Here is a 24,048-nt window from a genome sequence, read left to right as displayed (position 1 = left end):
AACACGAAAGGCCCGGCCTCGCGGGGTGGCCGGGCCCTTCGTTTCGCGCTCAGGCGGACTGAACGATGTTGCCGCCTTCGACGGCGACGTTCACCGCAGGGAGTGGCGACTGCGCCGGCCCGCTGACCGGGCTGCCGTCGGCAATGCTGAAGTGGCTGTTGTGGAACGGGCAGACGATCTGGCCGCCCTCCACCGATCCGATCGGGTTGCCCTGGTGCGTGCAGACCGCGGAGAAGCCCTTGTACTGGCCCGCGGTCGGCTGGGTCACCACGACCTTGGCGTCTTTGAACACCATCCCGCCACCGACCGGTACGTCGGACGTCGGGCCGAGGACCGTGCCGCCACTGGCCGGTGCGCTCGAGGACGGCGCACTCGACGACGGCGCGGAGCTCGTCGGGGCTGAACTGGTGCCCGTGCTGGTCGGTGCGGAGCTGGAGCTGCCGCCCCCGCTCGCGTCGTCGCTACCACCGCAGGCGGCGAGGATCGGGGCGCCGGCACCCGCAAGCGCGACCATCGCCGCGCAGCGGAGCACCGACCGCCGATCGCGCAGAGCGTCGGGCGCGGCTGCGCTGGACGACGGCGCGGTGGGTGGTGCTGCCATGGTGTCATCGCTCATGAATCTGGACCTCCAAGAGCCTGCCGGGTCAAAGTAATTGAACGCTTTGCATCTTTGTAGCCGACCGATCCAAATGGCCGGATACCGGGTCAAACGACCGGATCAGCCGATCGGTTCAACGATCGCCGGATTCAACCGACGTTTGAGAGTTTCCTGTGAGTCAGCTGAGCGCCGGTGACCAGTCCGCGGGACGCGGGGGGCCTTCGTCCTTCTTCTGGAACCGATGCGCGAGACACTGCAGTGGTGGCAGAGGTCGAGATATGACAAGCACGAGCGAAAGTTTCGCTGTTGTCGAGGTGATCGCGGATCTCGCGCCGATCTGGTTACCCGGCTGTGTCGTGGACACCGAGGAGCGTACGGTCGAGGTCGGCTGGGGACGTGGCGCACTGCAGATGTCTGCCGTCGTGGGCGTCGGCGAGATCGTCGACCGTTGCCTCCAGCTACCACAGCAACGGTGGTCGGAACAGATCGAGGCCTGGTTGCGGGCCGTCGTCGCCGAAGGTGAACTCGCCACCGAGGAACACCGCTACGGCGACGTCGCCGAGCGGCAGCGTGCCCTGCTCGTGCAGCGCGGCTGGTCGGCACGGACGGCCGGACCGGCCGCGGACGCGTTGATCCCGTTCGGCGAACACTTCGAGGTGGTGGTGTTCATCAAGACCGGCGCCGAGCTCCGGCGACTGACCGTCGTCCGGCGAGCGATGCTCGGACTGGGCGATCCGGGCGTGCCGTCGCCGGTGCAGCTGAGTCTGGCGGCGATCGCGGACCTGGAGCCGGTCGAACACGACGGCTTCACCGTGCTCAGCCGGGACGGCGATCCATTGGTGTCGATGGCGATCGTCGACCGGGAGGACTTGTTGCCGCCGGCCGCTCTGGGAGCGGGCGTGCTGGTCGGGGTGCCGCGGTTGAGCACGGTTGCCTACTGCCCCGCCGACGCCGGACAGGATCAGGCCGACGCGCTGGCGCGGTTCGTCACCGAGACGTACCGCGACGCGCCGGACCAGTGCTGCCCGGATCTCTTCTGGTTGCAGGGTGACCGGATGGTTCAGGTACCGGTGACGCTGGCGACACCGCCGACGGTCGTACTGCCGTCTGCCTTGAAGCCGCATCCGCGCCGGACCTGGCTGCGCCAACTGTTCGGCCAGGTGTTCGGCCGCTGAGCTACTGACGCGGCGAGCTACTCCACTGCCTGCCGCATCACGACAGCCCGGCCGATCTGTGGGCCAGGCTGTCGGCGTGCGGTCGGGCCGTCAGCTGGCGGCGCGTTTCCGCGCCGGCGCCTTCTTGGCCACGGTCTTCTTGGCGGTCCCCGTCTTCTTCGCAGCCGTTGTCTTCCCAGCCGTTGTCTTCGCGGCCGTGGTCTTCTTGGCCGCCGCCGTCTTCTTGGCAGGTGCCGACTTCGCCGCGGCAGCCTGCTGCTTCGCGCTCGGCTTGGCGGCGCGACCCTCGAGGATCTCCGCGAGGAACTCACCCGTGTACGACGCCGCGTTCGCCGCGACCTCTTCCGGCGTACCCTCCGCGACCAGCGTCCCGCCTCGGCGTCCGCCGTCCGGACCGAGGTCGATGATCCAGTCCGCGGTCTTGATCACGTCGAGGTTGTGCTCGATCACCAGCACCGAGTTGCCCTTGTCCACCAGGCCGCCGAGGACACCGAGCAGCTTGCGGATGTCCTCGAAGTGCAGGCCGGTCGTCGGCTCGTCCAGCACGTAGACCGTGCGCCCGGTCGAGCGCCGCTGCAGCTCGGACGCCAGCTTCACCCGCTGTGCCTCACCACCGGACAGCGTCGGCGCGGGCTGCCCGAGCCGGACATACCCTAGGCCGACCTCGACGAGCGTCGTCAGGTGCCGCGAGATCGCCGGGATCGCGGCGAAGAACTCCGACGCCTCCTCGATCGGCATGTCCAGCACATCCGCGACCGTCTTGCCCTTGTAGTGCACTTCGAGCGTCTCGCGGTTGTACCGCGCGCCGTGGCACACCTCGCACGGCACGTAGACGTCCGGCAGGAAGTTCATCTCGATCTTCAGCGTGCCGTCACCCGAGCAGGCCTCGCACCGGCCGCCCTTGACGTTGAAGGAGAACCGGCCCTGCTGGTAGCCGCGGACCTTGGCCTCCGGCGTCTCCGCGAACAGCTTGCGGACGTGGTCCCAGACACCCGTGTACGTCGCCGGGTTCGAGCGCGGCGTCCGTCCGATCGGCGACTGGTCGACGTGGATGACCTTGTCGACCAGCTCCATGCCGGAGATCTTCGTGTGCCGCCCCGGCACCGCGCGGGCGCCGTAGATCTGCCGCGCGAGCGACGTGTAGAGGATGTCGTTGACGAGCGTCGACTTCCCCGAGCCCGACACCCCGGTCACCGCGACGAACACCCCGAGCGGGATGGTCACGTCGATGTCCTTGAGGTTGTTCTGCCGGGCGCCGTACACGGTCAGCTCGCGGCCCTCGGTCAGCGGACGCCGGACGGGCGGAATCGGGATCTCCCGGCGACCGGACACGTACTGCCCGGTGATCGAGTCCGGGTGGTTGCGCAGGTCCTCGACCGTGCCGGAGACGACGACCTGGCCGCCGTGCTCACCGGCACCCGGGCCGATGTCGACCACCCAGTCGGCGTGGTCGATGGTGTCCTCGTCGTGCTCGACGACGATGAGTGTGTTGCCCAGATCCTTCAGCCGGACCAGCGTCTCGATCAGCCGTCGGTTGTCCCGCTGGTGCAGGCCGATCGACGGCTCGTCGAGGACGTACAGAACGCCGACCAGTCCGGAGCCGATCTGGGTCGCCAGCCGGATCCGCTGCGCCTCGCCACCGGACAGCGAACCCGCCGGCCGGCTCAGCGCCAGGTAGTCCAGGCCGACGTCGAGCAGGAACCGGAGTCGCTCGCCGATCTCCTTGACCACCCGCTCCGCGATCTGCTTCTCGCGCGGCGACAGCTCCATCTGGACCAGGAAGGCGTGCACCTCGTCGATCGACATCGCGCTGATCTCGGCGATGTTCTTGCCGCCGAGAGTGACCGCGAGCGAGATCGGCTTCAACCGGGCGCCGTTGCAGGCCAGGCACGGCACCTCGCGCATGTACTCCTCGAAGCGCTCCCGGCCGGTGTCGCTGGACGCCTCCGCGTGCCGGCGCTCGACGTACGGGATCACGCCCTCGAAGGTGGTGTAGTACGAGCGCTCGCGGCCGTAGCGGTTCTGGTACGAGACGTGGACCTGCTTGTCGTGGCCGGTGAGCAGCGACTTCTTCGCCTTCGCCGGCAGCTCGCCGAACGGCGTACTCGTCTTGATCTTCAGGTCCTTGGCCAGCGCAGCCAGCAGACGCTCGAAGTACTGCGAGACGTTCTGGCCGGACCACGGCTGGATCGCGCCCTCGTCGAGTGACTTCGACGGGTCCGGGATCAGCAGCTCCGGGTCGACCTCCATCCGGGTGCCGAGACCGGTGCACACCGGGCAGGCGCCGTACGGCGAGTTGAAGGAGAAGGACCGTGGTTCCAGCTCGTCGATGGCGAGCGGGTGATCGTTCGGGCAGGCGAGCTTCTCGGAGAACCGGCGCTCGCGATGCGGGTCGTCCTCCGGGAGGTCGACGAAGTCCAGCACGAGCAGACCGCTGGCCAGGCCGAGCGCGGTCTCGACCGAGTCGGTCAGCCGCTGCTTGGCAGAGCTCTTCACCGCGAGCCGGTCGACGACCACGTCGATGTCGTGCTTCTTCTGCTTGTCGAGCTTCGGCGGGTCGGTGAGCTGGATCGTCTCGCCGTCCACCCGGGCCCTGGCCAACCCCTGACCGGTCAGCTGGCGGAACAGATCGAGGTACTCCCCCTTGCGGCCGCGGACGACCGGGGCCAGCACCTGAAAGCGCGTGCCCTCCTCGAGCTCGAGCACCCGGTCGACGATCTGCTGCGGCGTCTGCCGCGCGATCGGCTCGCCACACTCCGGACAGTGCGGCCGGCCGGCCCGGGCGAACAGCAACCGGAGGTAGTCGTACACCTCGGTGATCGTGCCGACGGTGGAGCGCGGGTTCCGCGAGGTGGACTTCTGGTCGATCGAGACCGCGGGCGACAGACCCTCGATGAAGTCGACGTCGGGCTTGTCCATCTGACCGAGGAACTGCCGCGCGTACGCCGAGAGCGACTCGACGTACCGCCGTTGGCCCTCGGCGAAGATCGTGTCGAAGGCCAGGCTGGACTTCCCGGACCCGGACAGGCCGGTGAAGACGATCATCGCGTCCCGCGGCAGGTCGACCGAGACGTCCTTCAGGTTGTGCTCACGCGCTCCACGCACGATCAGACGGTCAGACACAAGCTCACTCTCAGCCGTTCTCGAGGGGTATGCGGGACATGCCCCGTCATGCTAACGAGGCCCACCGACAAAAACTTCCGGAGCCGGATCCCGCGGCCGCTTTCGAAAGTATATTCGATCGCCGAGGGTGGTTCTGGCAAACCGGCCCGATGTGACCTGACGAGTCGGGAGTGCAAGGATCGGCGGTATCACCGACATCTTGGGAGGGCGCATGCCGGAGTACCACGGGAACGTCAAGGTCGGCGGGCCGGCGCAGACGCACGAGCTGGCCAACCTGATGATCACCAAGGTCGCGGTCGGGCCGATGGACAACAACGCCTACCTGCTGCGTTGTCGGCAGACCGACGAGCAGGTCCTGATCGACGCCGCCAACGAGGCGGACACACTGCTCACGCTGATCGGCGACGGCGGGATCGCCCAGGTCGTCACCACCCACCGGCACGGGGACCACTGGCAGGCGCTCGCCGAGGTCGTCGCCCGGACCAGCGCCACCACGGTCGCCGGCCGGTACGACGCCGAGGGCATCGAGGTGCCCACCGACCAGCTCGTCGACGAGGGCGACCACATCTCCGTCGGCAACTGCAGCCTGCGCGTCATCCACCTGGTCGGCCACACCCCCGGCTCGATCGCGCTCCTGTACGACGACCCGGACGGTGCCCCGCACCTGTTCACCGGCGACTCGCTGTTCCCCGGCGGCGTCGGCAACACCCAGGGCGACGCCGAGCGCTTCACCTCACTCCTCGACGACGTCGAGACCAAGCTCTTCGGCACCCTCCCCGATGAAACCTGGGTCTACCCCGGCCACGGCTCCGACACCACCCTCGGCACCGAGCGCCCGCACCTGAAGGAGTGGCGCGAACGCGGCTGGTGATGGAGTAGCCCACGCGTGCTCCCGCGGCCGCTCCTCCGTCGCGTCCGCTACGCGCGCTCCCACCCGCCCGGGTTTGCGCGCTGCCGCGCTTCATCGACCGCCTCGTAGTTGTGGGGAAGGTGGTTGGGTGCGTGCTCCCGTGGTTGAGATGCGAGTGCTCGCGGGTGAGCGGACGAGATCTGCGTCTGTGATTCAGCGGCACACACCTGCAGCCCCTCCCCCTAGACGGCTCGGAGCGCGTCTTCCAGGTCTGTCACGAATCCTTCGTCAGGGAAACTCCGCCGTAGTTCGTGGTCCAGCTCGCTGGCCACCATCCTCAGATGTGGCTTGCTCTGACGACCGTCCTTGAGCCCTTGCGTAGCCAGCGTCACGGCTTGTTCGAGGTCTCCGCCGCGTCCGGCGATGAACCCGAGAATGAGTCGGCTCTCTGCAATCCGCATCGGACTCAGCTCGGTACCGTCCGGGGCGATGTTGTCGTGGATGACGGCCTCGGCGTACTCACTGGCCTGCTGGTTGTCACCGGCCACCCTGTGCACGTCGGCGGCGTAGTAGTCCCATTTCGCCGGGTCGACCCTGAAGTGGTTGTCGGGGCGATCCGGATACGGCAGCTCGGTCAGTAGCTCGCGGCCGGTCTCCAGCAACTCGTGCAGACCGGACTCACCCAGACGGGCTCGCGCCTTGGCCTCCTGTGCGATGAGCTGCACATGTACCGAGGAGCGCCGGGCGGCCTCTTGGCCGCGCCTCGACGCGTCGACAGCCTGCCGGAACCTGCCCTGCGTCAGGGCAAACCAGGCCGTCATCTCGTGGCCCCAGCCGACGATCTCAGGGTGGCCTGCCTCGATGCCGAGTTGCGTTGCCGCCACGCGCGTTGACTCAGCCGCCGTGCCCATGCCGAGGTCGTACTCAACACACCCAGCCAGCAGGGCGAGCCATCCGCCGGCAACGAGCAAGTCTTGGTGAGCCTTGAGGCCTACGGGCCGCTTCAGCAGCGCTCCGACGTGTGCCAGCCACTCGTGCGCCTCCTGCCGCAGCTCCAGCGCATCCCGACGGTTGTACTGGCAGCACAGCTCCTCCACGGTCGAGTGCAGCGCCTCGATGGTGTTGGAGGTTGTATCGGATGCCTGCAGCCTGGAGACCAACTCGGCAGTCTGCCAGGGCGTCTCGTTGAGCTTGGACGCAACGTCCTGACGTGCGGCCGCGATCAGCTCGCCCTTGGCTCGTAGCGCAGCGTCGCAGGCGCTGGCCAGTTCCTCGGTCGGCGGCTTACGGCCGTTCTCGACGTTCGACAGGTAGCTACGGCTGTAGTGCGTCGCGCGCTGCAGGTCAGCGAGCGACCAGCCGCGATGGTCGCGGTACTCCCTCAGCCTCTCTCCGAAGCTCACGGAGTCGATTGTCCGTCATCGTTTGTATCCCTGTCTCCTCATGCCGAGGGATACGCGGGACCGATCGATCTCACGATCTGTGACGGGGATGCTTCAAACATGAACACGAACACGGGGCCTAGAGCTGGCGTTGAATGGGGCGGCGGTGACGTCGACAACGAGAGCGGCGGCAGCGACTGGCCCGACCTTCGACAGGCCGACCTCTGCGACGGTCGCGACCCGATGACCGAACGTCCCTGCATGCTCGGGTACCACCAGGGCTTTCACCGCGATGTCACCGGTGCGGAGTGGCTCGATGACGAGTAACGAACTACTGCGCCGAGCGCGGGGCGCGCACATGTCGCGGGCGGAGCTCGCCGAGGCGATTGGCGCGTGGCTGTGCCATAACCGGGTCGAGGACGCCGCGGTGGACGCTACCTACGTGGCCAAGCTGGAAAGCGGTGTCGTGCGCTGGCCCGGTGGCCGGCATCGAGTGGCACTCCTCAGGTGCTGGAAGCGGAGACAAATGACGAACTCGGACTGAGCCGCCCATGATCCGGCGAGGCCGCGTGCTGCTTTCGCAGGCCGCGCGGCCTCGCCGTTCCACGTCGGTAGGGTCACTCGGGTGAATCGTGAGTGGATGCGGGAGCGTCTGGAGACCTTCGAGAAGATCCACTACGAGCCCCGCGTTCGCGACAACGAACGCCGCACCGCCAACGGCCAGCCCCTCAGCGGCGGCCCCTCAGAGCCCTGACTGCGCCGCCTCGATCTGCTCACTGATCTTGACGGCTCGGGCTGAGGCAGCCAGTTCTGTTGCCTCGTCGGCCAGGGCGCGGGCGTCGGCGGGGCGGGACTGGGCGATGGCTACGTAGATGAGGCCGACGAGGTTGGCGGCGACACCGGCGGTGAAGCCGAGGGCGCGGCGGAGCGCGGTGGACTCCTCGAGGAGGGCGCGAGCCTGGTCGAGGTCGCCGGCCATGTGCGCGACGACGCCCAGGTGGCGGAGGGCGTAGGAAAGGGTGAGTTGGTCGCCGGTCTTCCGCGCCAGCTCGGCGGCGGTGGTCAGGGGTGGCACGGCGGCGGCGTTGTCCTCGCGGACCACCTGGTGGAAGCAGCCGATCCAGAAGAGGGCTACGGCTTCGCCGCGCTCGTCGCCGAGGGCGCGATAGAGGTCGGCTGCTCGCTCGAACGCCGGCAGCTCCTCGGGCGTCTCGACCTGCGTTTCCAGGTACCGGCCGTGCATGATCCGGCCGCGACCGATCAACAGCTCGGCCTCGACGGCGTCGAGTGCACGGTCAGCCTCGGGTAGGCCGTCGTACTCGCCGTTGAAGATCGCTCGCTCGTACAACTCCCCGACCAGCCGCATCTGCTCATCCACCCGCCTGATCCTAGGGTGTGGCTATGAGCAACTTCGCCGACTACCGGCCGGACGACAGCCGGCAAGATCCCGGCACGCAGGTTGAGGTTCGGCCGGCGCGGGTCGAGGATCTCGACGCGTGCGCGCGGCTGATCGTCACGCGCACCGGCGGGCCTGCGGCCGAACGCCTCGAACGCCTGCAGGCCGACCTCCAGCACCCCGACCGCTACACGGTGGTCGCGTGCGTCGACCGGGAGGTCATCGGGTACGGCGCCGTGATCCACCACGAGCTCTCCCCCACCGACCCGCCGAACACGGCACCCACCGGCTACTACCTCATCGGCCTGATCGTCTCGCCCGACTGGCGCCGGCACGGCATCGGCGACCTCATCACCATCGAGCGAATGCGCTGGACCGCCGAGCGCGCCGACGCCATCTACTACTTCGCCAACGTGGCCAATGGTGCCATCCTCGACCTCCACCAGAGGTTCGGCTTCACAGAGCTGACCCGCGACTTCACGTTCCCGAAGGCTCCCCTCGAGCCTGGCACCTGCGCCCTCCTCCGAGCTCCGCTGACTAGCGGTCGGTGAGTTCGGTGGGGTGCGCGATAACGTCGACCAGAGCGTTGTTGCGGATGGCGGTGATCTCGGTGCGCCGGGAGATGGCGTCGGCGAAGAGCAGGCGTTGGAGAGACTGAGCGTCGCGCAGCGGTACGCCGTCGACGGCCAGGACCAGGTCGCCGGCGCGTAACCCGGCCAGGTCGGCCGGGCTGTTCGTGATGACCTCGACGACGCGGAGCGCCGTCCGTTGATCGAACCGTTCAGCGAGCGCGGGCCGCAGCGGTGCGGGCGTCGTGACCAGACCGAGGTACGCGCGGCGGACCCGGCCGTCATGCAGGAGTGAGTAGATGATCCGGCGCGTGGTCGGGTTGACCGGAACCGCGAGGCCGAGCCCGATGCCGGCCACCGCGGTGTTGATGCCGATCACCCGGCCGTTGCCGTCAGCAAGCGCTCCGCCGGAGTTGCCCGGGTTCAGGGCCGCATCGGTCTGGATCACGTCCTCGATGATCCGCTGCGCCGACCCGCTCCGCACCGGCAGCGACCGGCCGAGCGCGCTCACCACGCCGGCGGTCACACTCCCGGCCAGTCCCAATGGGTTGCCGACGGCAACGACCAGGTTCCCGACCTTCAGGTGATCGGCGTCGCCGAACTCCGGCGGATCCGGGATCTCCCGGTCGGACCGCAGTACGGCGAGATCGGACAGCCGGTCGACTCCGACCACCCGGGCCTGTGCCGACGTACCGTCCGCGAAGTCCGCGGTCGCCTGCTCGCCCTCACCGACCACATGGGCGTTCGTCAGCAGGTGCCCGTCCCCGGTGAGCACCACCGCCGACCCGGACGAGTCACCGCGCCGGCTGTTGATCCGCAGGCTCGCGACCCGCGGGATCAGGTGTTCGGCCACACCCGAGACCACTCGGGAGTAGGCATCCAGTACGTCGTCGCCGGCAATCTCGTCAGCCATGATCCAGCCTCCTGAATTACATCATTACACCGCAAGCAAGCGCAGGCCATCGAGTGAAGCAGCCCACAATCCTGACCGATCGGTTGAAAACTGGCCGATCGGTCAGGATGATGACTGACATGGCAGTCACCACCCCGGCCCGGGAACGGACCAGGCACGAGATCGTCCGGCAGGCGATGGACCTGTTCCAGGCCAAGGGCTACAACGCGACCTCGCTGCAGGACATCGCGACCGCCGCCGGCTGCTCGAAGGCGACGGTGCTCTACCACTTCAGCGGCAAGCCCGCGGTCCTGGCCGCCGTCCTCGAACCGGCTGCCGCCGACCTCGCCGAGCTCATCGCCGCGGCCGAGAAGCTGGCCCGCCCCGAGGCGCAGGAGTTCGCGATCCAGCGCTTCATCGACCTGGCCGTGGTGCACCGCGGCGTCATCGACGTACTCCAGGACATCATTCCGGTGATCGAGCAGGTGCCCGAGATCGCCGGACTGGTCACGGACGGCATGCGCCTGACCGAGTACATGGCCGGCTCCGACGATCCGCTCGAGCACGACCTGGCCAAGTTCGCCGTCAACGGCCTGCTCGGCGAGTGCCGGCATCCCGGCGAACGCACCGACGAAGAACTGCGGAGACTCTGCGACATCGCGCTGCGGCGACTGCTCAGACGCGGCTGACCGATCACGCCGGCCACCGGCACCCCGCCGGTGGACGGTACCCCCTGCCCGTACGCCGTACCGACTCGAAACGGACGCACTTCCCGATGGCCACTCTGCTGTACCGGCTCGGCCGGTTCTCCTACCAGCGCCGGCGCCTCGTCGCCGCGGTCTGGGCGTTGTTCCTCGTGCTGCTGGGCGTCGGTGCGCTGACGCTCGGCGGCAAGACCACGAACACCTTCTCCATCCCCGGCACCGAGTCGCAGCGCGCGCTGGACGCTCTCACGCAGGAGCTGCCCGCGGCCAGCGGCGCCTCGGCGTCCGTTGTGGTGAAGGCGCCTGACGGCAAGACGCTCACCGATCCGACCGTCAAGGCCGCCGTCGGCGCGACCGTGGCCCGGGCCGCGAAGGTGCCCGAGGTGATCGCTGCGATCGATCCGTTCACCAGCAAAGCGATCAGCCCGGACGGCAAGACGGGCCTGATCAGCGTCCAGTTCGCCAAGCCCGCCGACGAGCTCGCCAAGGACAGCACCAAGGCGTACGACGCACTCAGCGGACTGAGCTCCGGTGATCTCCAAGTGGTCCCCGGCGGCCAGGTGGTCGGCGGCGTACCCGAGGTCGGCGCCACCGAGGTGATCGGGGTCGCGGTCGCGGCCGTCGTCCTGGTCGTCACGTTCGGGTCACTGGTCGCGGCCGGGATGACGTTGCTGACCGCGCTGCTCGGCGTACTCGCGGGCATGGCCGGGCTGTTCCTGGTCACCGCCTTCGTGGATGTGTCGTCGACCGCGCCGATCCTGGCGTTGATGCTGGGTCTCGCGGTCGGGATCGACTACGCGTTGTTCATCAGCTCGCGGCACCGCAGTCAGCTTGCCGAGGGCATGGATCCGGGGGAGTCGGTCGGTCGCTCGACGGCGACCGCAGGGTCTGCCGTGTTGTTCGCCGGCGCGACTGTCGTGATCGCGCTGGCCGGGCTGAGCGTGGTCGGCGTACCGTTCCTGACCGCGATGGGCTTCGCGGCCGCCGCGACCGTACTCACAGCAGTCCTCGTCGCGCTCACGTTGCTGCCGGCCATGCTCGGGTTCGTCGGGAACCGGATCCTCCCCCGCAAGATCCGCAAGGCTCCGACGGCAGCGCCGGTCAAGGAAGGCTTCGGATTCCGCTGGGGACGGTTCGTCACGCGGTTCCGCGTCCCGATCGTTGCCCTCGGCATCATCGGGCTCGGGCTGCTGGCGATCCCGGTCAAGGACATGCAGCTCGCGCTGCCCGACGGCGCCTCGGCCGCGGCCGGCACGAACCAGCAGGTCGCCTACGACCTCACCGCCGCCGCCTTCGGGCCGGGCGCCAACGGTCCGCTCGTCGTCGTGGTGAAGAGCGACAACCCGGCGACCTCCGACACGCTGGTCAAGCAGGTACTCGCGAAGTCGCAAGGCCTCAAGGATGTCGTAGCGGCCCAACCCGGGCCGGCCAGCGCGGACGGTACGACCCGGCTGCTACAGGTGATCCCCAAGAGCCGACCGGCGACGGAGGAGACCTCGGCGCTGGTGAAGAACCTGCGGTCCGAGGTGCAGCCGCTCGCCACCGGCGACGCGAGCATCTCGGTGACCGGCAACACCGCGGTCGGCGTCGATGTGTCCAACAAGTTGTCCGACGCGCTACCGACGTACCTGCTGGTTGTCATCGGGTTGTCGTTCCTGCTGTTGCTGCTGGCGTTCCGGTCGCTGCTGGTGCCGTTGAAGGCGACGCTCGGGTTCGTGCTCACAGTTGGCGCGACGTTCGGCATCACGGTCGCCGTGTTCCAGCTGGGCTGGGGTGCGGGTCTGCTCGGGGTGGACTCGCCTGGTCCGCTGGTCAGCTTCCTGCCGATCATCATGCTGGGCGTGCTGTTCGGGCTGGCGATGGACTACGAGGTGTTCATCGTGTCCCGGGTCCGTGAGGAGTTCGTGCACGGCAAGCACGCGACCGAGGCAACCATCGAGGGTCTCGGCCACGGCGCCCGCGTGGTGACGGCGGCTGCACTCATCATGGCGTCGGTGTTCGCCGGCTTCATCATGGTCCACGACCCGATCATCAAGGCGATCGGCTTCGGCCTCACCATCGGCGTCCTGATCGACGCCTTCGTCGTCCGCATGACCCTCGTACCGGCGGTGTTGTCTCTCCTAGGCGACCGAGCCTGGTGGTTCCCGAAGTGGCTCGACCGCATAACCCCCAAGGTAGACATCGAAGGCGAAAACCTGCGCGTCGACGAGGGGCCGGAGGCCAAGGAACTCGCGAGCGTGCACTGACGCGACGCGTGGGGCTTCAGCGCCTGCTGGTGCCCCACGAAGCAGGCTCGACGCATCACCCACCCGGTACGACACGTAGTTCTCCGCATCGATGGCAACGCGCCCGGCCAGGACAGCACTCGGGATGACGTAGATACTGCCGTCACCGAGCACGATGAAGAACAAGTCGAGCGAGTCAGGGTCATATGGCATCTTTCCGGCTGACTTGTCGAGCACGTAGGGCCGTCGTCCCACGCCCACATGCCAACGTCCCTTGCCATTACGGGACCCGCATGTCTTCACCTGCACCCGCTGAATGCCCTTGGCTGTCGTCACCAGCAGGTCGTACTCCTGCGGCTCGGTCGGCAGTGCGACTGCACAGCCACGCAAGCTGAACCAGGCCATCGCTACTGCCGAAGCCGCATAGCGGAGCATCTCTGGCCGGAAAGGCTGATCGAACACCTCACCAGCTGTCAACGAGGCTTGCGGGGTCTTCAGGTGCGTGCAGTCCAAACCCAACCGTGCAGAATGGCCCTTCACACGAACCCGGTTCTCACCGTTGTCGATCACGCCGAGACCAGTGAGTACATCGGCCCAGCAGGTCGCCCCGAGCATGACCTGCCGCAACTGGCTGTCTGACCACCGACGTTGGCCGGTGAAGTGCAATGTGTCGAGGCCGAGTCGGTCCGCATGCCGCTTCACCGTCCGGATCACGCCCGCGGAAGTCGCCTTCAATCCCAGCGCGCGGGCAACGGCACGCCAGGATTGACTGTCCGCGACCGCCTGTCGCAGTTGAGCATCGTTCCAGGTTCGCTTGTCCCTTGTTGCTGCCATGGGGTCAAACGTAATGAGGGGCACCGACAAGTCGGTGCCCCTCATCCGGTCGGGCTGCCGAGATTTGAACTCGGGCTCTCCGGTCCCCCAGACCGGCGCGTTAACCAAACTACGCTACAGCCCGGAACCCGCCCCGAGGAGCGAGCCGGGGTAAACCTTACCTCATCCGAGAAGGTGGTTCTTACCGGGTCGGGTCAGCGTTTCTTGTTCTTTTGGCGGGCTCTGATCTGGACGTGGACGGGGCTGCCGACGAAGCCGAAGTCTTCGCGGAGGCGGCGTTCGATGAAGCGCTGGTACGACGCCTCGATCTGGCCGGAGGTGAAGATCGCGAAGGTCGGCGGCATCGTGGTCGCCTGGGTGCCGAACAGGATCTTCGGCTGCTTGCCGGAGCGGACCGGGTGCGGATGCGCGGCCACCAGCCGGCCAAGGAACGCGTTCAGCTGGCCGGTCGGGACACGGGTCTGCCAGCCGTCCAGCGCCGCTTCGACGGCGGGCACCAGCTTCTCCATGTGGCGGCCGGTCAGCGCGCTGATGTTCACCCGCGGCGCCCACCGGAACTGCACCAGGTCGCGGTCGATCTCGCGCTCCAGGTAGTACCGCCGGTCCTCGTCGACCAGGTCCCACTTGTTGTACGCGATCACGAGCGCCTTGCCGGCCTCCTCGACCGCGCTCATGATCCGCAGGTCCTGCTCGGTCATCGTCTCCGAGGCGTCGATCACGACCACCACGACCTCGGCCCGCTCGATCGCGGCGTTGGTCCGCAGGGAGGCGTAGTACTCGTGTCCCTGCGCGTTCTTCACCTTGCGCCGGATGCCGGCGGTGTCGATGAACCGCCACTCCTTGCCGCCGAGCGTGATCAGCTCGTCGACCGGGTCCACCGTCGTACCCGCGACGTCGCTGACCACGACGCGGTCCTCCTTGGCGACCTTGTTCAACAGGGACGACTTGCCGACGTTCGGCTTGCCGACGATGGCGACGCGGCGCGGTCCACCGGACTCGGGATCACGCTCGGGCGGCGCCTCGGGCAGCGCCGCCAGGACGGCGTCCAGCATGTCGCCGGTGCCGCGGCCGTGCATCGCGGATACCGGGAACGGCTCGCCGATGCCGAGACTCCACAGGTTCATCGCCTCGGCCTCGACCCGCTGGTCGTCGACCTTGTTCGCCGCCAGCACGACGGGCTTGCCCGACTTCCGCAGCACGCGCACGACCGCCTCATCCGCATCCGTGATGCCGACGGTGGCGTCGACCACGAAAAGGACCGCGTCGGCCGCGTTGATCGCGACCTCGGCCTGGGCGGCGACCAGGGCCGCCATGCCCACCGCGTCCGGGTCCCACCCGCCGGTGTCGACGACCGTGAAGCCGCGGCCCGCCCAGTTGGCGTCGTACGACACGCGGTCGCGGGTGACGCCCGGCGTGTCCTCGACGACCGCCTCGCGGCGGCCGATGATGCGGTTCACCAGCGTGGACTTGCCCACGTTCGGCCGGCCGACGATCGCGAGCACCGGCAGCGGGCCGGTGTCTTCCCGGTCGTGCGTAGGCTCGGCGAAGTCGTAGCCGGTGGGCAGGTCAGTCATCAGGGTCCTTCTTGTCTGGTCCGCCCGGGAGGGGGTGGCCGGTGGCTGCGACGGCCGCCCTCACATGGGCCCGCAACACGTCGCCGATCTGGTCGGCAACCGCGCGTACGTCGGAATGCCTCCTGGGAAAGGGTACGCGGTCGATCGTGAAAGGCTCGCCATAGACCACGTCCACCCGGCTCCCCGCGGGCGGAAAGCGCTCCACGTCACCGTGCGTCAGCCTGGTCCCGAGCAGGGCCACCGGCAGGATCGGCGCACCCGTGACCATGGCCAGATAGCCCACTCCGACCCGGATCCGGCCGAAGTCGCCGGCGCCGCGGGTGCCCTCCGGGTAGATGTTCAGCACCCGGCCGTCGCGGAGCACCTTGATCGACTGCCGGATCGCGAGGACGTCGTACGACGACCGGTCGACAGGGATCTGGCCGAACCGCCGCAGGACCTTGCCCTGGAGACCGCCGAACGCCTCGATCTTGCCGAGCTGGTGCAGCATCCGGGGCGCGATCGCGCCGAGCAACGGGCCGTCCAGCAGGCTCAGATGGTTCGGCGTCATCAGCACCGGACCGGTCCGCGGGAACAGATCCTGGTTGTGGACGGTGAGCCGGTATTTGCGATGGAAGTACGGTTTGGCGACCCAGCGGGCCGGTACCGCGAGCCGGTAGGGCAGCCGGGGCAGATCGTCGGTGCGAGGCAGCTCCAGGTGCCCGGTCAGTTCAGCTGTCATGAATCCTGGTCGCCTCGGCCTCCTTCGCGAGTCGGCTGATCACGTCGATGACCTCCTCGAGGGAGAGATGTGTCGAGTCGATGGTGACCGCTCCGTCGGACGCGACCAGGAACTCCGAGACGGTCGCGTCGTCGGCATCCCGGCGGACGATCTGGTCGCGGAGCTGCTCGGCGGTCACCGACCCGGTGGCCAGCTCGGCGCCGCGGCGCGCCAACCGGGCGTCGGTGTCGGCGGTGAGCAGCACCTTGAGCTCGGAGTCGGTGGCGACCACGGTCGCGATGTCGCGGCCCTCGACCACGATCCCGCCGGTCGGCTGGGCGGCGTCGATGATCGCGCGCTGCCGCGGGATCAGGTCCGCGCGGACGTCCAGGTTGGTGGCGATCTTGGAGACCGCCTCGCTGATCCGCGGCTCCCGGATAGCGACCGTCACGTCGGTCCCGTCGGCGATCACGAACTGCCGCTCCGGGTCGGTGCTGATCTCCAGCCGCAGCTCCCGGGACCGCTGCGCGACCGCCGCGGTGTCGTCCAGGTCGAGGCCGTGCTCGAGCGCCGACCAGGTCACCGCCCGGTAGGTCGCTCCGGTATCCAGGTAGCGCAGCCCCAGCCGGCTGGCGACGCCTCGGGCGGTGCTCGACTTGCCGGAGCCGCTCGGGCCGTCCACAGCGATGATCATGCCCCGAAGATTACCTGTGCCCGGGGACAACTCAGGCACGGTATGCGAACCTCAGCGGTGCACGACCCACCCGCGCTCGGTCAGTACGTCGACCAGTTGGTCGACCGATCCCGGCTTCACCGCCAGCTCGACCTCACCGACCGGACGACCCGGGCTGTGGTCGATCCGCAGGTCCTCGACGTTCGCCCCGGATTCGGCCGCGTCGGCGAACAACCGGGCCAGCTGCCCCGGCCGGTCGGGGATCGTCACCAGAACAGTGACCAGATCGATGTGCGGCGTACCGTGCTTGCCCGGCACCCGGACCGCGCCCGACACCCCCAGCCCGAGGATCGAGGTGAGTTCCTCGGCCGCCTCTTCCTTGCCCAAGGCAACGAGTAGCCGATCGAGCTCACCGCGGATCTGCTCCAGCAGACCGGTCAGGGCGGTCGAGTTCGCGGACACGATCTGGGTCCACAGCTTCGGGTCGCCGGCCGCGATCCGGGTCACGTCCCGGACGCCCTGGCCGGACAGCTGCAGGTGGGAGCTCGGCGCGTCGGCCAGCGTGCCGGCGGCGAGCGCCGACATCAGGTGCGGCAGGTGCGACACTCGCGCGACACCGAGGTCGTGGTCCTCGACCGACAGCTCGACCGTCCGCGCCCCGGCGGCCTCGGCCAGCCGCCGGACCAGCTCGACCGCCTCGGGTGCGCTCGTCTCGTGCGGGGTGATCGCCCAGGTCGCGCCGTCGAACAGGTCCGCGCGGCCGGCGAGTGGGCCGTTCCGCTCGGAGCCTGCCATCGGGTGACTGCCGACGTACCGGCTGAGGTCGCCGGTGAGCTTGCGCGCGTCGGCGAGCGGCTTGGACTTCACGCTCGCGGCGTCGGTGACGACCGCGTCGGTCTGCTCGAGCTGCTCGGCGATCACCGCGCCGACATGATCCGGCGGTACGGCGACCACGACGAGTTGCGGCTCGATCTGGACCAGCCGCGACCCCGCGCCGATCCGCTCGGCCATCAGCGCGTTGTCCGGGTCGGCGTCGACAAGTTCGACCACGACTCCCAACCGCGCCAGCGCCAGGCCGATCGACGTACCGATCAATCCGGTACCGACGATCCGCACCGGGCCACGGAGCTCACTCACTGGGCGCCTGTCAGGTCGGGACGGAGAGCTACCGCGCCGTGGAGGTAGACGTGCTGGATCTTCTCGCGGGACCGCGGGGTTTCGGTGTGCACCATGAGGCGGACCACTCGCGGCAGCGCGTGCGGCACGGCGATCTCCTGCATGCACATCAGCGGTACGTCGGTCAGCCCGATCTGCCGGCCGGCTACGGCCGGAAACTCCGAGTGCAGGTCCGGCGTGACGGTGAACAGGATGCTGATCAGATCCTCGCTCTCCAGATCGTTCGCCTCCAGGACCGCCTTCACCAGCTCCGCGGACCGCTCGAGCAGATGCTCGCGCTCGTCCACGTCGAGCTGGGTGGCACCCCGGATCGCCCGTACCGCCACGTGCCCGCCTCCTTAGTCGTCTGTCTCCAACCCTAGGGCAGGGTAGTCAGAGCGTGGACAGCCGTCTCGGATGGTGCCATCGCGTCAGCCGCGCCGGGCCGCCTCGAGCAGCCTCCGGGCCACCGGAAGCAGCCCGGCCTCCCGGACCGGTGCGAGCGGATCCGACAGTTGCCGGCGACGCCGGGACGTTCCCGGCGGCTGACCGTACGCGAGGGAGAAGCGGCGGGAGAAGTGATACGGGTTGCTGTAGCCGCCGTCCGATGCGATCTCCGCGATCGTCGCGTTGTTGCGCAGGAGTGCGGTCGCAGCTCGGGCCAACCGGATCAGATCCAGGACGTACGCCGGTCCGCGGCCGTACCGCTCCCGGAAGAGCCGGTGCAGATGTCCCGCCGACAGGTTCGCCGCGGCGGCCAGCTCCGGGACGGAGATGATCCGCGGGCCACTCCTGGCCCACACCGCCGCGACATGCTCGACCAAGCGCCGGACTGCATCCGGCATCTCCTCGCTCGACTGGCCGGCTGGAGCGCTGACGAAGACCTCCAGCATCGTCGCCACCAACCGGTCGCTGTGTCCCCTGACCGGCAGCGTGGGCCCATAGGTTGCCCCGGGCGCGTAGTCCGCGACCTGGACCACGGAGTTCACGCTGATCACCGACGGTCGCGACGTCACGAACAGATAGTAATGCGCGAGCCAGCGGCATTGGCCGGGCCTGCCGGGCCCTGAGACCGTTAGCCGGTCAACGCCGCTAAAGCCGGATGGAGCATCAGATGCAGCCTGTCGCCGCCGTACCCAGCTTCGCCGAGGTCACCGACGAGTTGGTCGGGTCGTTCCGGCGGGACGGCTTCATCGTCCTGGATCAGGCCTTGTCGGCCGACCAGGTCACCGCGCTCCATTCCGCGGCCGAGGCCCTGTGCCGTGGTGACCTCGGCGTCATCGACGGCGGTCCGGCCGCCGAGCCGGCCGAGGACGTCCTGCGCCAGTACCTGTGCATCCACCAGCCGCACAAGGTGTCCGACGTGGCGCTCGCGGCGTTGCGGGCACCACGGGTGGTCGCGGCGCTGACCGCGGTGATCGGGCCGAACGTCAAGGCCATGCAGTCGATGCTGTTCATCAAGCCCGAGGGGAAGCCGGGCCAGGCGTGGCACCAGGACGAGTTCTTCATCCCGACCAGGGATCGCTCGCTGACCGCGGTGTGGATCGCGCTCGACGATGCCACCGTGGAGAACGGCTGCCTGTGGGTTCTGCCGGGCTCCCACCGTCGCGGGGTCATCTATCCCGACCGGGAGCAGGACGATCTCCGCTTCGATTGCACGGTGGAGGCGTTCGACTTCCCGTACACCGACGGCGATGCGGTCCCGGTCGAGGTGCCCGCGGGTTCGGCGGTGATCTTCAACGGCTACCTGCTGCACCGATCATTGCCGAACACCGGCCGGCACGGACTCCGCCGGGCGCTCGCCAACCATTACATGAGCGCGGAGTCGCTCCTCCCCTGGCAGTCCGTGCCATCCGGAGTCCATGTCGGCAAGCACGACTACCGCGACATCGTGATGGTGGCCGGGAGCGATCCGTACGCGTACAAGGGCATCGACGATCTTGCCCGGCCGCATTCCCGCCGGGACAAGGACGGCGGGTGCGACCGCTGACTCAGCCCGCCTGAGCCTCAGCGGCGTCGACGGCCTGCTCCAGCAGCAGCGCGATCGTCATCGGCCCGACACCGCCCGGAACCGGCGTGATCAGGCGGGCGACCTGGGCCGCCTCCTCGAAGTGGACGTCACCGACGTTGCCCTCGTTGTACCCCGCGTCGACCACGACCGCGCCCGGCTTGAGCCAGTCACCGCGGACGAAGTTCGGCTTGCCGACCGCGGCGATCACGATGTCCGCGGTCCGGACGATGTCCGGCAGGTCCGTGGTCCGCGAGTGCGTGTAGGTGACGGTCGCATTCGATGCCAGCAGCAACATCCCGACCGGCTTGCCCAGGATCGGGCTGCGGCCGATGACGACGGCGTGTGCTCCGGCGATCGGCACGTCGTACGCCTCGAGCAGGCGCATGATCCCGCCCGGCGTCGCGGACCGGAACCCGGGATCGCCGAACGCCATCGCGGCGAACGACCGCATCGTCACGCCGTCGACGTCCTTGCCCGGGTCGATCGCCTCGAACGCGGCCCGCTCGTCGATCTGCGCCGGCACCGGGTGCTGCAGCAGGATCCCGTGCACCTCGGGGTCCTGGGACAGCTTGGTCACCTCGGCGACCAACTCCTCGGTCGTCGTCTCCGCGGGCAGTACGACGCTCCGGGACGCGATCCCGGCCTTCTTCGACCGGTTCTGCTTCATCCGCACGTACGTCGCCGACGCGGGGTCGTCCCCCACCAGTACGGTCGCCAGACACGGCTGCACGCCCGTCCGCTCCCGCAGTTCGCGGGCTCGCTCGGCCGCCTTCGCCACCATCTCGGCGGCGATGTCGGTCCCGATCATCAGTTCGGCGGTCATGGCGCGCTCCTTCGGGCGTCGACTACAGGTCAGATGCCCAGGCGCGCGGCGCAGCCGGATCTCCGGCAGACCGTTCCCCGGTGGTCTTCCACCTCAACGCCAGTCGCGGTCCATCGCTCAGGATACCGAGTCGGTCACCCGGCTGATGAAGGTGTCGGCAACGCCGTCGCCGATGCGTGGGTGGGTCTTGGAGTGCGGGAGCCGGATGTCACGGATCTCCTCGGCCTGCGTGACCAGGTGGTTGATCTGGTCCCGGCCGGTGGCGACGTCCGAGCTATTACCTTCGGCGCCGGCTTCGAGGACGCGAAGGGCCTGGCGCAGCGCCTGACCCCAGTAGAAGGCCGCGTCGAGCCAGGCATCCGCCTCGTCGGCGAACGCCGGGTCGATCACGCCCTGGCGAATCTGACCCGGTGCGTTCTCGATCGCTTCGAAGTACGGCTCGAGGTCCGCGATCGCGCCGGCCAGGTCACCCGCATCCCAGGTCCGCCAGAACGCGGCGGTCTTCGCGGTCAGCGCCGGGGCGTTCGCGAGATGAAGCTTCCCGTCGTAGGTGGTGAGGTCGGCGAAGATCTCGAGCGCCGCGATCGTCTCGGCGTCTCCCCCGGCCGTTTCCGCGATCGCGCGGTGCCAGGACGCCTGCTCGTCGTACGTCGCAGGGTTCCAGCCGAACTCCGCGAACGAGTAGAGGGCGAGCTTGCTGGCCCCGGCCTGGTTCATCGGGTTCGAGATCACGCCGACGACGTGGTCCGCGAGGCCCGGCTCGCGGCCGCTGTACGCCGCGAGCAGGATCCGCCCGGCCGCGTAGTCGTTGACCGGGTAGTTGTCCCAGATCAGGATGTCGTGCCCGAACACCGCCTTCGCCTCAGCCGCCTGGGCGCTGGTGATCGCCTCCGGTACGACGCCGATGCCGGTCCAGTGCACGACCACCGCACTGTCCATCTGCTCCCGCAGCGCCTGCTTGTACGGTGTCTCGTCGACGTTGTAGTACTCGGTCGGGACCATCTGCAGCGGCGCGAGGTCCGGCTTGGTCTCGACCCACTCGCGCTGGATCCGGTTCAGCAGCTCGCTCTGCGCCAGCCCGGCGCCACCGCCGCCGGGGCCATACTTCTCCTCGTCGTCGGCGCTGTGCCATGTCTCGTACTCGATGTCGTCCAGGGCCACGTTGAACGCCCGCGCACCCAGCGCGTACAGCGCCTCGAACTTCGCGATCAACGCCCGGAAGTCGGCCTCCTCGGTGTAGCGCATCGACAGGCCCGGCGAGAGCGCGAAGGTGAAGTCGACCTTGTTCCGCCGGGCGCGATCGATCAGCTCGCCGAGCTCGGCCAGTTTGTCCGCCGGGTACGGGTCGCGCCACTGCTCGCGGTGGTACCGGTCGTCCTTCGGGGCGTACTCGTAGGTGTTCATCCGGTGCGCGCCGAGGTAGTCCAGGTGATCGAGCCGGTCCGCGTGCGACCACGGCGTACCGTAGAAGCCTTCGATCGAACCCCGGTACCGCATTGTCGGCCAGTCGCGGATCTCGACGCCGTCCACATGGTTGCCCTGGACAAGCTGTGCGAAGGTCTGCGCGGCGTAATAGATGCCGCGGGCATCGACCCCGTCGAGTACGACCTGCTGAGCGCCGACGGCCACGACGTACCCCTCGGCCGGCAGCAAACCGGCCGGCGCGACACCGAGCTGCTCGAGCGTGCTCGCGCTCCCGCCGAGCCAGACAGTCACCTCCGCCGGCCCGTCGGAGATGGTGCGTACGCCGGCCTTCGTGAGCGTCTCGCGGACGACGCGCTCGGCGTCGGCATCGGTGGCCGAGCCGTGCACAAGCGCGACGGTGTCACCGAGATCGAACCCGTCGTCGCGGCGGGTGGTCTGCTGAGGCTCAGGTGTCATGACTGCTCCTGGAGAAGCCCTGCATGATCGAGGGCGAGATAGGCCGCGTCGATCCCCGTCATCGCGCCCGGTGTCCGGAGTTCAGCGCGGAAAGCATCCACAGTCAGCTCGACCGGGACGCAGTCCTCGGTCTCGTCAAGCGCCTGCTTCCCGTCCGGACGGCAGCCGCGGGCGATCGCGACGTACTTGCGATAGGTCGAGGACGCCGACGACCACTGCCAGCCGACCAGGTCGAGCGACTCGCAGGTGTACCCGGTCTCTTCCTCGAGCTCGCGGGCGCCGGCCAGCGCCGGGTCCTCCCCCGGCTCGACCAGACCGCCGGGCAGGTTCGTGACGATCCGGTCGGGTCCCGCGCGGAACATCCGGATGGTGACGATGCGGCCGTCGGGGGTCAGCGGCAGCACGGTGATGCCCGACGTGATCCCGTCCGCCGACTTCGGGCCGAACACGTCCCATTCGACCTCGCGCCCGTCCGGCATCCGGTAGCGCCGCAGGTTCACGGTCAGGAACCGGTGAAACCCCGGCTCTTCTCCCAGCAACTCCCACGGCTGCGGGTCACCGGGACGAGACAGCGCAGCCGCCGCGGAGTCCGCGGCGGCTGCGCCATCGATCTGCTTGCTCACAGCGGCCGGTTGTCGCCACCGGGCTCCTCCGGTGGAGCGACGGGTGCGTCGTTCTCCGGCGGGACGACCGGTGCCTCGTCGGCCGTGGCCGTCGTGGTCTCCCCGGCCACCGGGGCGTCCTCGGTCGGCTTGGCCGGCTCGGAGTCCGGGCGGGACTCGGACAGGATGCGTTCGAGGGTCTCCTCGGAGATCCGCTTGAACTTGCGCACCTGCGTCCGGGTCCGGTCCAGGACGGCGACCTCGATCTGGTCCGAGGTCAGCTGCCGGACCTCGCCGCTGTCGTGGCCGAGCGCGTCCACGGCCAGCCGCAGCGCCCCGGCCAGCGAGATGCCCTCCTTGAAGTGCTCGCCGACATAGTCCGCGACCGTCTCGGCCGGCCCGCCCATCACGGCGTACCCGCGGACGTCCGCGATCGAGCCGTCGTAGGTGAGCCGGTAGATCTGGTCCTCGGCCGTGCTGGCGCCGATCTCGGCGACCAGGATCTCCACCTCGAGCGGCTTCTCACCGCCGGAGGAGAAGATCGCGCCGAGGGTCTGCGCGTACGCGTTGGCCAGCGCCCGGCCGGTGACGTCGCGCCGGTCGTAGGAGTACCCCCGCATGTCGGCCAGCCGGACGCCGGCGATCCGCAGGTTCTCGAACTCGTTGTACCGGCCGACGGCGGCGAACGCCATCCGGTCGTAGATCTCGGCGACCTTGTGCAACGCGGGCGAGCGGTTCTCCGCGACGAACAGGATGCCGTCGGCGTACTGCAGCGCGATCGCGCTGCGGCCCTTGCTGATGCCCTTGCGGGCGAAGTCGGCCCGGTCCCGCATCAGCTGCTCGGGCGAGACGTAGAACGGAACGCTCATCGAAGGTGTCGT

Annotated in this window: 24 protein-coding genes, 1 tRNA gene, 1 pseudogene and 1 riboswitch; of the genes and pseudogenes, 9 read left to right on the top strand and 17 right to left on the bottom strand. The window is 68.8% G+C overall.

Annotated features, from left to right (window positions below; translation table 11 throughout):
* Positions 1–49: 49 nt before the first annotated feature.
* The gene (locus tag ACZ3HV_RS10780) at positions 50–616 is read right to left on the bottom strand and encodes a Rieske (2Fe-2S) protein (RefSeq protein WP_465683040.1); all 567 of its coding nucleotides are present in this window, start codon (positions 614–616) and stop codon (positions 50–52) included.
* A gap of 260 nt (positions 617–876) precedes the next feature.
* Here ACZ3HV_RS10780 and ACZ3HV_RS10775 point away from each other — a divergent pair, with 260 nt between their 5' ends.
* Positions 877–1,773 carry a hypothetical protein gene (locus ACZ3HV_RS10775; RefSeq protein WP_465683038.1) on the top strand — a complete coding sequence of 299 codons (897 nt, stop codon included), beginning with the start codon at positions 877–879 and terminating at the stop codon, positions 1,771–1,773.
* Positions 1,774–1,863: 90 nt separating this feature from the next.
* Here ACZ3HV_RS10775 and uvrA read toward each other — a convergent pair whose 3' ends face one another.
* Positions 1,864–4,896 carry an excinuclease ABC subunit UvrA gene (gene uvrA, locus ACZ3HV_RS10770; protein WP_465683036.1) on the bottom strand — a complete coding sequence of 1,011 codons (3,033 nt, stop codon included), beginning with the start codon at positions 4,894–4,896 and terminating at the stop codon, positions 1,864–1,866.
* Between the two features lie 211 nt (positions 4,897–5,107).
* On the opposite strand from uvrA, the gene ACZ3HV_RS10765 reads away from it, so the two are divergent.
* Positions 5,108–5,767: an MBL fold metallo-hydrolase gene (locus tag ACZ3HV_RS10765; RefSeq protein WP_465683034.1), complete on the top strand. Its 660-nt coding sequence runs from the start codon at positions 5,108–5,110 to the stop codon at positions 5,765–5,767.
* A gap of 221 nt (positions 5,768–5,988) precedes the next feature.
* On the opposite strand, the gene ACZ3HV_RS10760 is transcribed toward ACZ3HV_RS10765, so the two are convergent.
* Positions 5,989–7,149 (bottom strand): helix-turn-helix domain-containing protein, encoded by a 1,161-nt coding sequence (locus tag ACZ3HV_RS10760; protein ID WP_465683032.1) that lies wholly within the window; start codon positions 7,147–7,149, stop codon positions 5,989–5,991.
* A 99-nt stretch (positions 7,150–7,248) separates the two neighbouring features.
* Between ACZ3HV_RS10760 and ACZ3HV_RS10755 the strand changes: the two genes are divergently transcribed.
* The 3 genes from ACZ3HV_RS10755 to ACZ3HV_RS10745 all read left to right on the top strand — a co-directional run bounded on the left by ACZ3HV_RS10755 (position 7,249) and on the right by ACZ3HV_RS10745 (position 7,882).
* Positions 7,249–7,455, top strand: a complete 207-nt coding sequence (locus ACZ3HV_RS10755) for a hypothetical protein (protein ID WP_465683030.1) — start codon at positions 7,249–7,251, stop codon at positions 7,453–7,455.
* Positions 7,445–7,672, top strand: a complete 228-nt coding sequence (locus tag ACZ3HV_RS10750) for a hypothetical protein (protein ID WP_465683028.1) — start codon at positions 7,445–7,447, stop codon at positions 7,670–7,672. The genes ACZ3HV_RS10755 and ACZ3HV_RS10750 overlap by 11 nt, the downstream gene beginning before the upstream one ends.
* Before the next feature lie 81 nt (positions 7,673–7,753).
* Positions 7,754–7,882 (top strand): hypothetical protein, encoded by a 129-nt coding sequence (locus ACZ3HV_RS10745; protein ID WP_465683026.1) that lies wholly within the window; start codon positions 7,754–7,756, stop codon positions 7,880–7,882.
* Here the strand turns inward: ACZ3HV_RS10745 and ACZ3HV_RS10740 are convergent.
* Complete coding sequence (locus tag ACZ3HV_RS10740; protein ID WP_465683024.1) at positions 7,871–8,506, bottom strand: tetratricopeptide repeat protein; 636 nt, start codon at positions 8,504–8,506, stop codon at positions 7,871–7,873. The genes ACZ3HV_RS10745 and ACZ3HV_RS10740 overlap by 12 nt on opposite strands.
* Before the next feature lie 23 nt (positions 8,507–8,529).
* Between ACZ3HV_RS10740 and ACZ3HV_RS10735 the strand changes: the two genes are divergently transcribed.
* On the top strand, positions 8,530–9,075 hold the full coding sequence (locus ACZ3HV_RS10735) for a GNAT family N-acetyltransferase (RefSeq protein ID WP_465683022.1): 546 nt from the start codon (positions 8,530–8,532) through the stop codon (positions 9,073–9,075).
* Here the strand turns inward: ACZ3HV_RS10735 and ACZ3HV_RS10730 are convergent.
* Complete coding sequence (locus ACZ3HV_RS10730; protein ID WP_360360358.1) at positions 9,062–10,006, bottom strand: S1C family serine protease; 945 nt, start codon at positions 10,004–10,006, stop codon at positions 9,062–9,064. The two genes, ACZ3HV_RS10735 and ACZ3HV_RS10730, sit on opposite strands and share 14 nt — an antisense overlap.
* 119 nt (positions 10,007–10,125) lie before the next feature.
* Between ACZ3HV_RS10730 and ACZ3HV_RS10725 the strand changes: the two genes are divergently transcribed.
* Positions 10,126–10,674, top strand: a complete 549-nt coding sequence (locus tag ACZ3HV_RS10725; protein ID WP_465683021.1) for a TetR/AcrR family transcriptional regulator — start codon at positions 10,126–10,128, stop codon at positions 10,672–10,674.
* An 86-nt stretch (positions 10,675–10,760) separates the two neighbouring features.
* Positions 10,761–12,935 (top strand): MMPL family transporter, encoded by a 2,175-nt coding sequence (locus ACZ3HV_RS10720; protein ID WP_465683019.1) that lies wholly within the window; start codon positions 10,761–10,763, stop codon positions 12,933–12,935.
* A gap of 123 nt (positions 12,936–13,058) precedes the next feature.
* Here ACZ3HV_RS10720 and ACZ3HV_RS10715 read toward each other — a convergent pair.
* The 8 genes and pseudogenes from ACZ3HV_RS10715 to ACZ3HV_RS10680 all read right to left on the bottom strand — a co-directional run.
* A pseudogene (locus ACZ3HV_RS10715) lies at positions 13,059–13,319 on the bottom strand (group I intron-associated PD-(D/E)XK endonuclease); the annotation flags it as partial.
* A gap of 478 nt (positions 13,320–13,797) precedes the next feature.
* A tRNA-Pro gene (locus ACZ3HV_RS10710) sits at positions 13,798–13,872 on the bottom strand.
* 70 nt (positions 13,873–13,942) lie between these two features.
* Positions 13,943–15,322: a ribosome biogenesis GTPase Der gene (der, locus tag ACZ3HV_RS10705; RefSeq protein WP_360360368.1), complete on the bottom strand. Its 1,380-nt coding sequence runs from the start codon at positions 15,320–15,322 to the stop codon at positions 13,943–13,945.
* Entirely contained in the window at positions 15,315–16,043 is a 729-nt protein-coding gene (locus tag ACZ3HV_RS10700) for a lysophospholipid acyltransferase family protein (RefSeq protein ID WP_465683018.1), read from the bottom strand. The genes der and ACZ3HV_RS10700 overlap by 8 nt, the downstream gene beginning before the upstream one ends.
* Positions 16,033–16,716: a (d)CMP kinase gene (gene cmk, locus ACZ3HV_RS10695; protein ID WP_465683016.1), complete on the bottom strand. Its 684-nt coding sequence runs from the start codon at positions 16,714–16,716 to the stop codon at positions 16,033–16,035. Before cmk ends, ACZ3HV_RS10700 begins: the two co-directional genes overlap by 11 nt.
* 51 nt (positions 16,717–16,767) lie before the next feature.
* Positions 16,768–17,832 (bottom strand): prephenate dehydrogenase, encoded by a 1,065-nt coding sequence (locus ACZ3HV_RS10690; protein ID WP_465683014.1) that lies wholly within the window; start codon positions 17,830–17,832, stop codon positions 16,768–16,770.
* Positions 17,829–18,197: a chorismate mutase gene (aroH, locus tag ACZ3HV_RS10685; RefSeq protein ID WP_360360380.1), complete on the bottom strand. Its 369-nt coding sequence runs from the start codon at positions 18,195–18,197 to the stop codon at positions 17,829–17,831. The genes ACZ3HV_RS10690 and aroH overlap by 4 nt, the downstream gene beginning before the upstream one ends.
* An 84-nt stretch (positions 18,198–18,281) precedes the next feature.
* Positions 18,282–18,866, bottom strand: a complete 585-nt coding sequence (locus ACZ3HV_RS10680) for a helix-turn-helix transcriptional regulator (protein ID WP_465683011.1) — start codon at positions 18,864–18,866, stop codon at positions 18,282–18,284.
* Positions 18,867–18,964: 98 nt separating this feature from the next.
* Here ACZ3HV_RS10680 and ACZ3HV_RS10675 point away from each other — a divergent pair, with 98 nt between their 5' ends.
* The gene (locus tag ACZ3HV_RS10675; RefSeq protein WP_465683009.1) at positions 18,965–19,840 is read left to right on the top strand and encodes a phytanoyl-CoA dioxygenase family protein; all 876 of its coding nucleotides are present in this window, start codon (positions 18,965–18,967) and stop codon (positions 19,838–19,840) included.
* Between the two features lies 1 nt (position 19,841).
* On the opposite strand, the gene ACZ3HV_RS10670 is transcribed toward ACZ3HV_RS10675, so the two are convergent.
* The 4 genes from ACZ3HV_RS10670 to prcA form a co-directional block, all read right to left on the bottom strand.
* Positions 19,842–20,684: a bifunctional 5,10-methylenetetrahydrofolate dehydrogenase/5,10-methenyltetrahydrofolate cyclohydrolase gene (locus tag ACZ3HV_RS10670; protein ID WP_465683007.1), complete on the bottom strand. Its 843-nt coding sequence runs from the start codon at positions 20,682–20,684 to the stop codon at positions 19,842–19,844.
* Between the two features lie 28 nt (positions 20,685–20,712).
* Positions 20,713–20,801, bottom strand: a riboswitch (ZMP/ZTP riboswitch).
* On the bottom strand, positions 20,802–22,565 hold the full coding sequence (locus tag ACZ3HV_RS10665; protein ID WP_465683005.1) for a beta-N-acetylhexosaminidase family protein: 1,764 nt from the start codon (positions 22,563–22,565) through the stop codon (positions 20,802–20,804). It lies immediately after the preceding riboswitch.
* Entirely contained in the window at positions 22,562–23,188 is a 627-nt protein-coding gene (locus ACZ3HV_RS10660; protein ID WP_465683003.1) for an NUDIX hydrolase, read from the bottom strand. Before ACZ3HV_RS10660 ends, ACZ3HV_RS10665 begins: the two co-directional genes overlap by 4 nt.
* A complete protein-coding gene (gene prcA / locus ACZ3HV_RS10655) occupies positions 23,185–24,036 on the bottom strand; it encodes a proteasome subunit alpha (protein ID WP_465683001.1) in 852 nt (283 codons plus the stop codon). Before prcA ends, ACZ3HV_RS10660 begins: the two co-directional genes overlap by 4 nt.
* Between the last annotated feature and the right edge of the window lie 12 nt (positions 24,037–24,048).

The organism is Kribbella sp. NPDC020701 (genome assembly GCF_055562215.1).
Note: the sequence above shows the minus strand (reverse complement) of the source record. Positions and strands in the feature narration are given on the sequence as shown.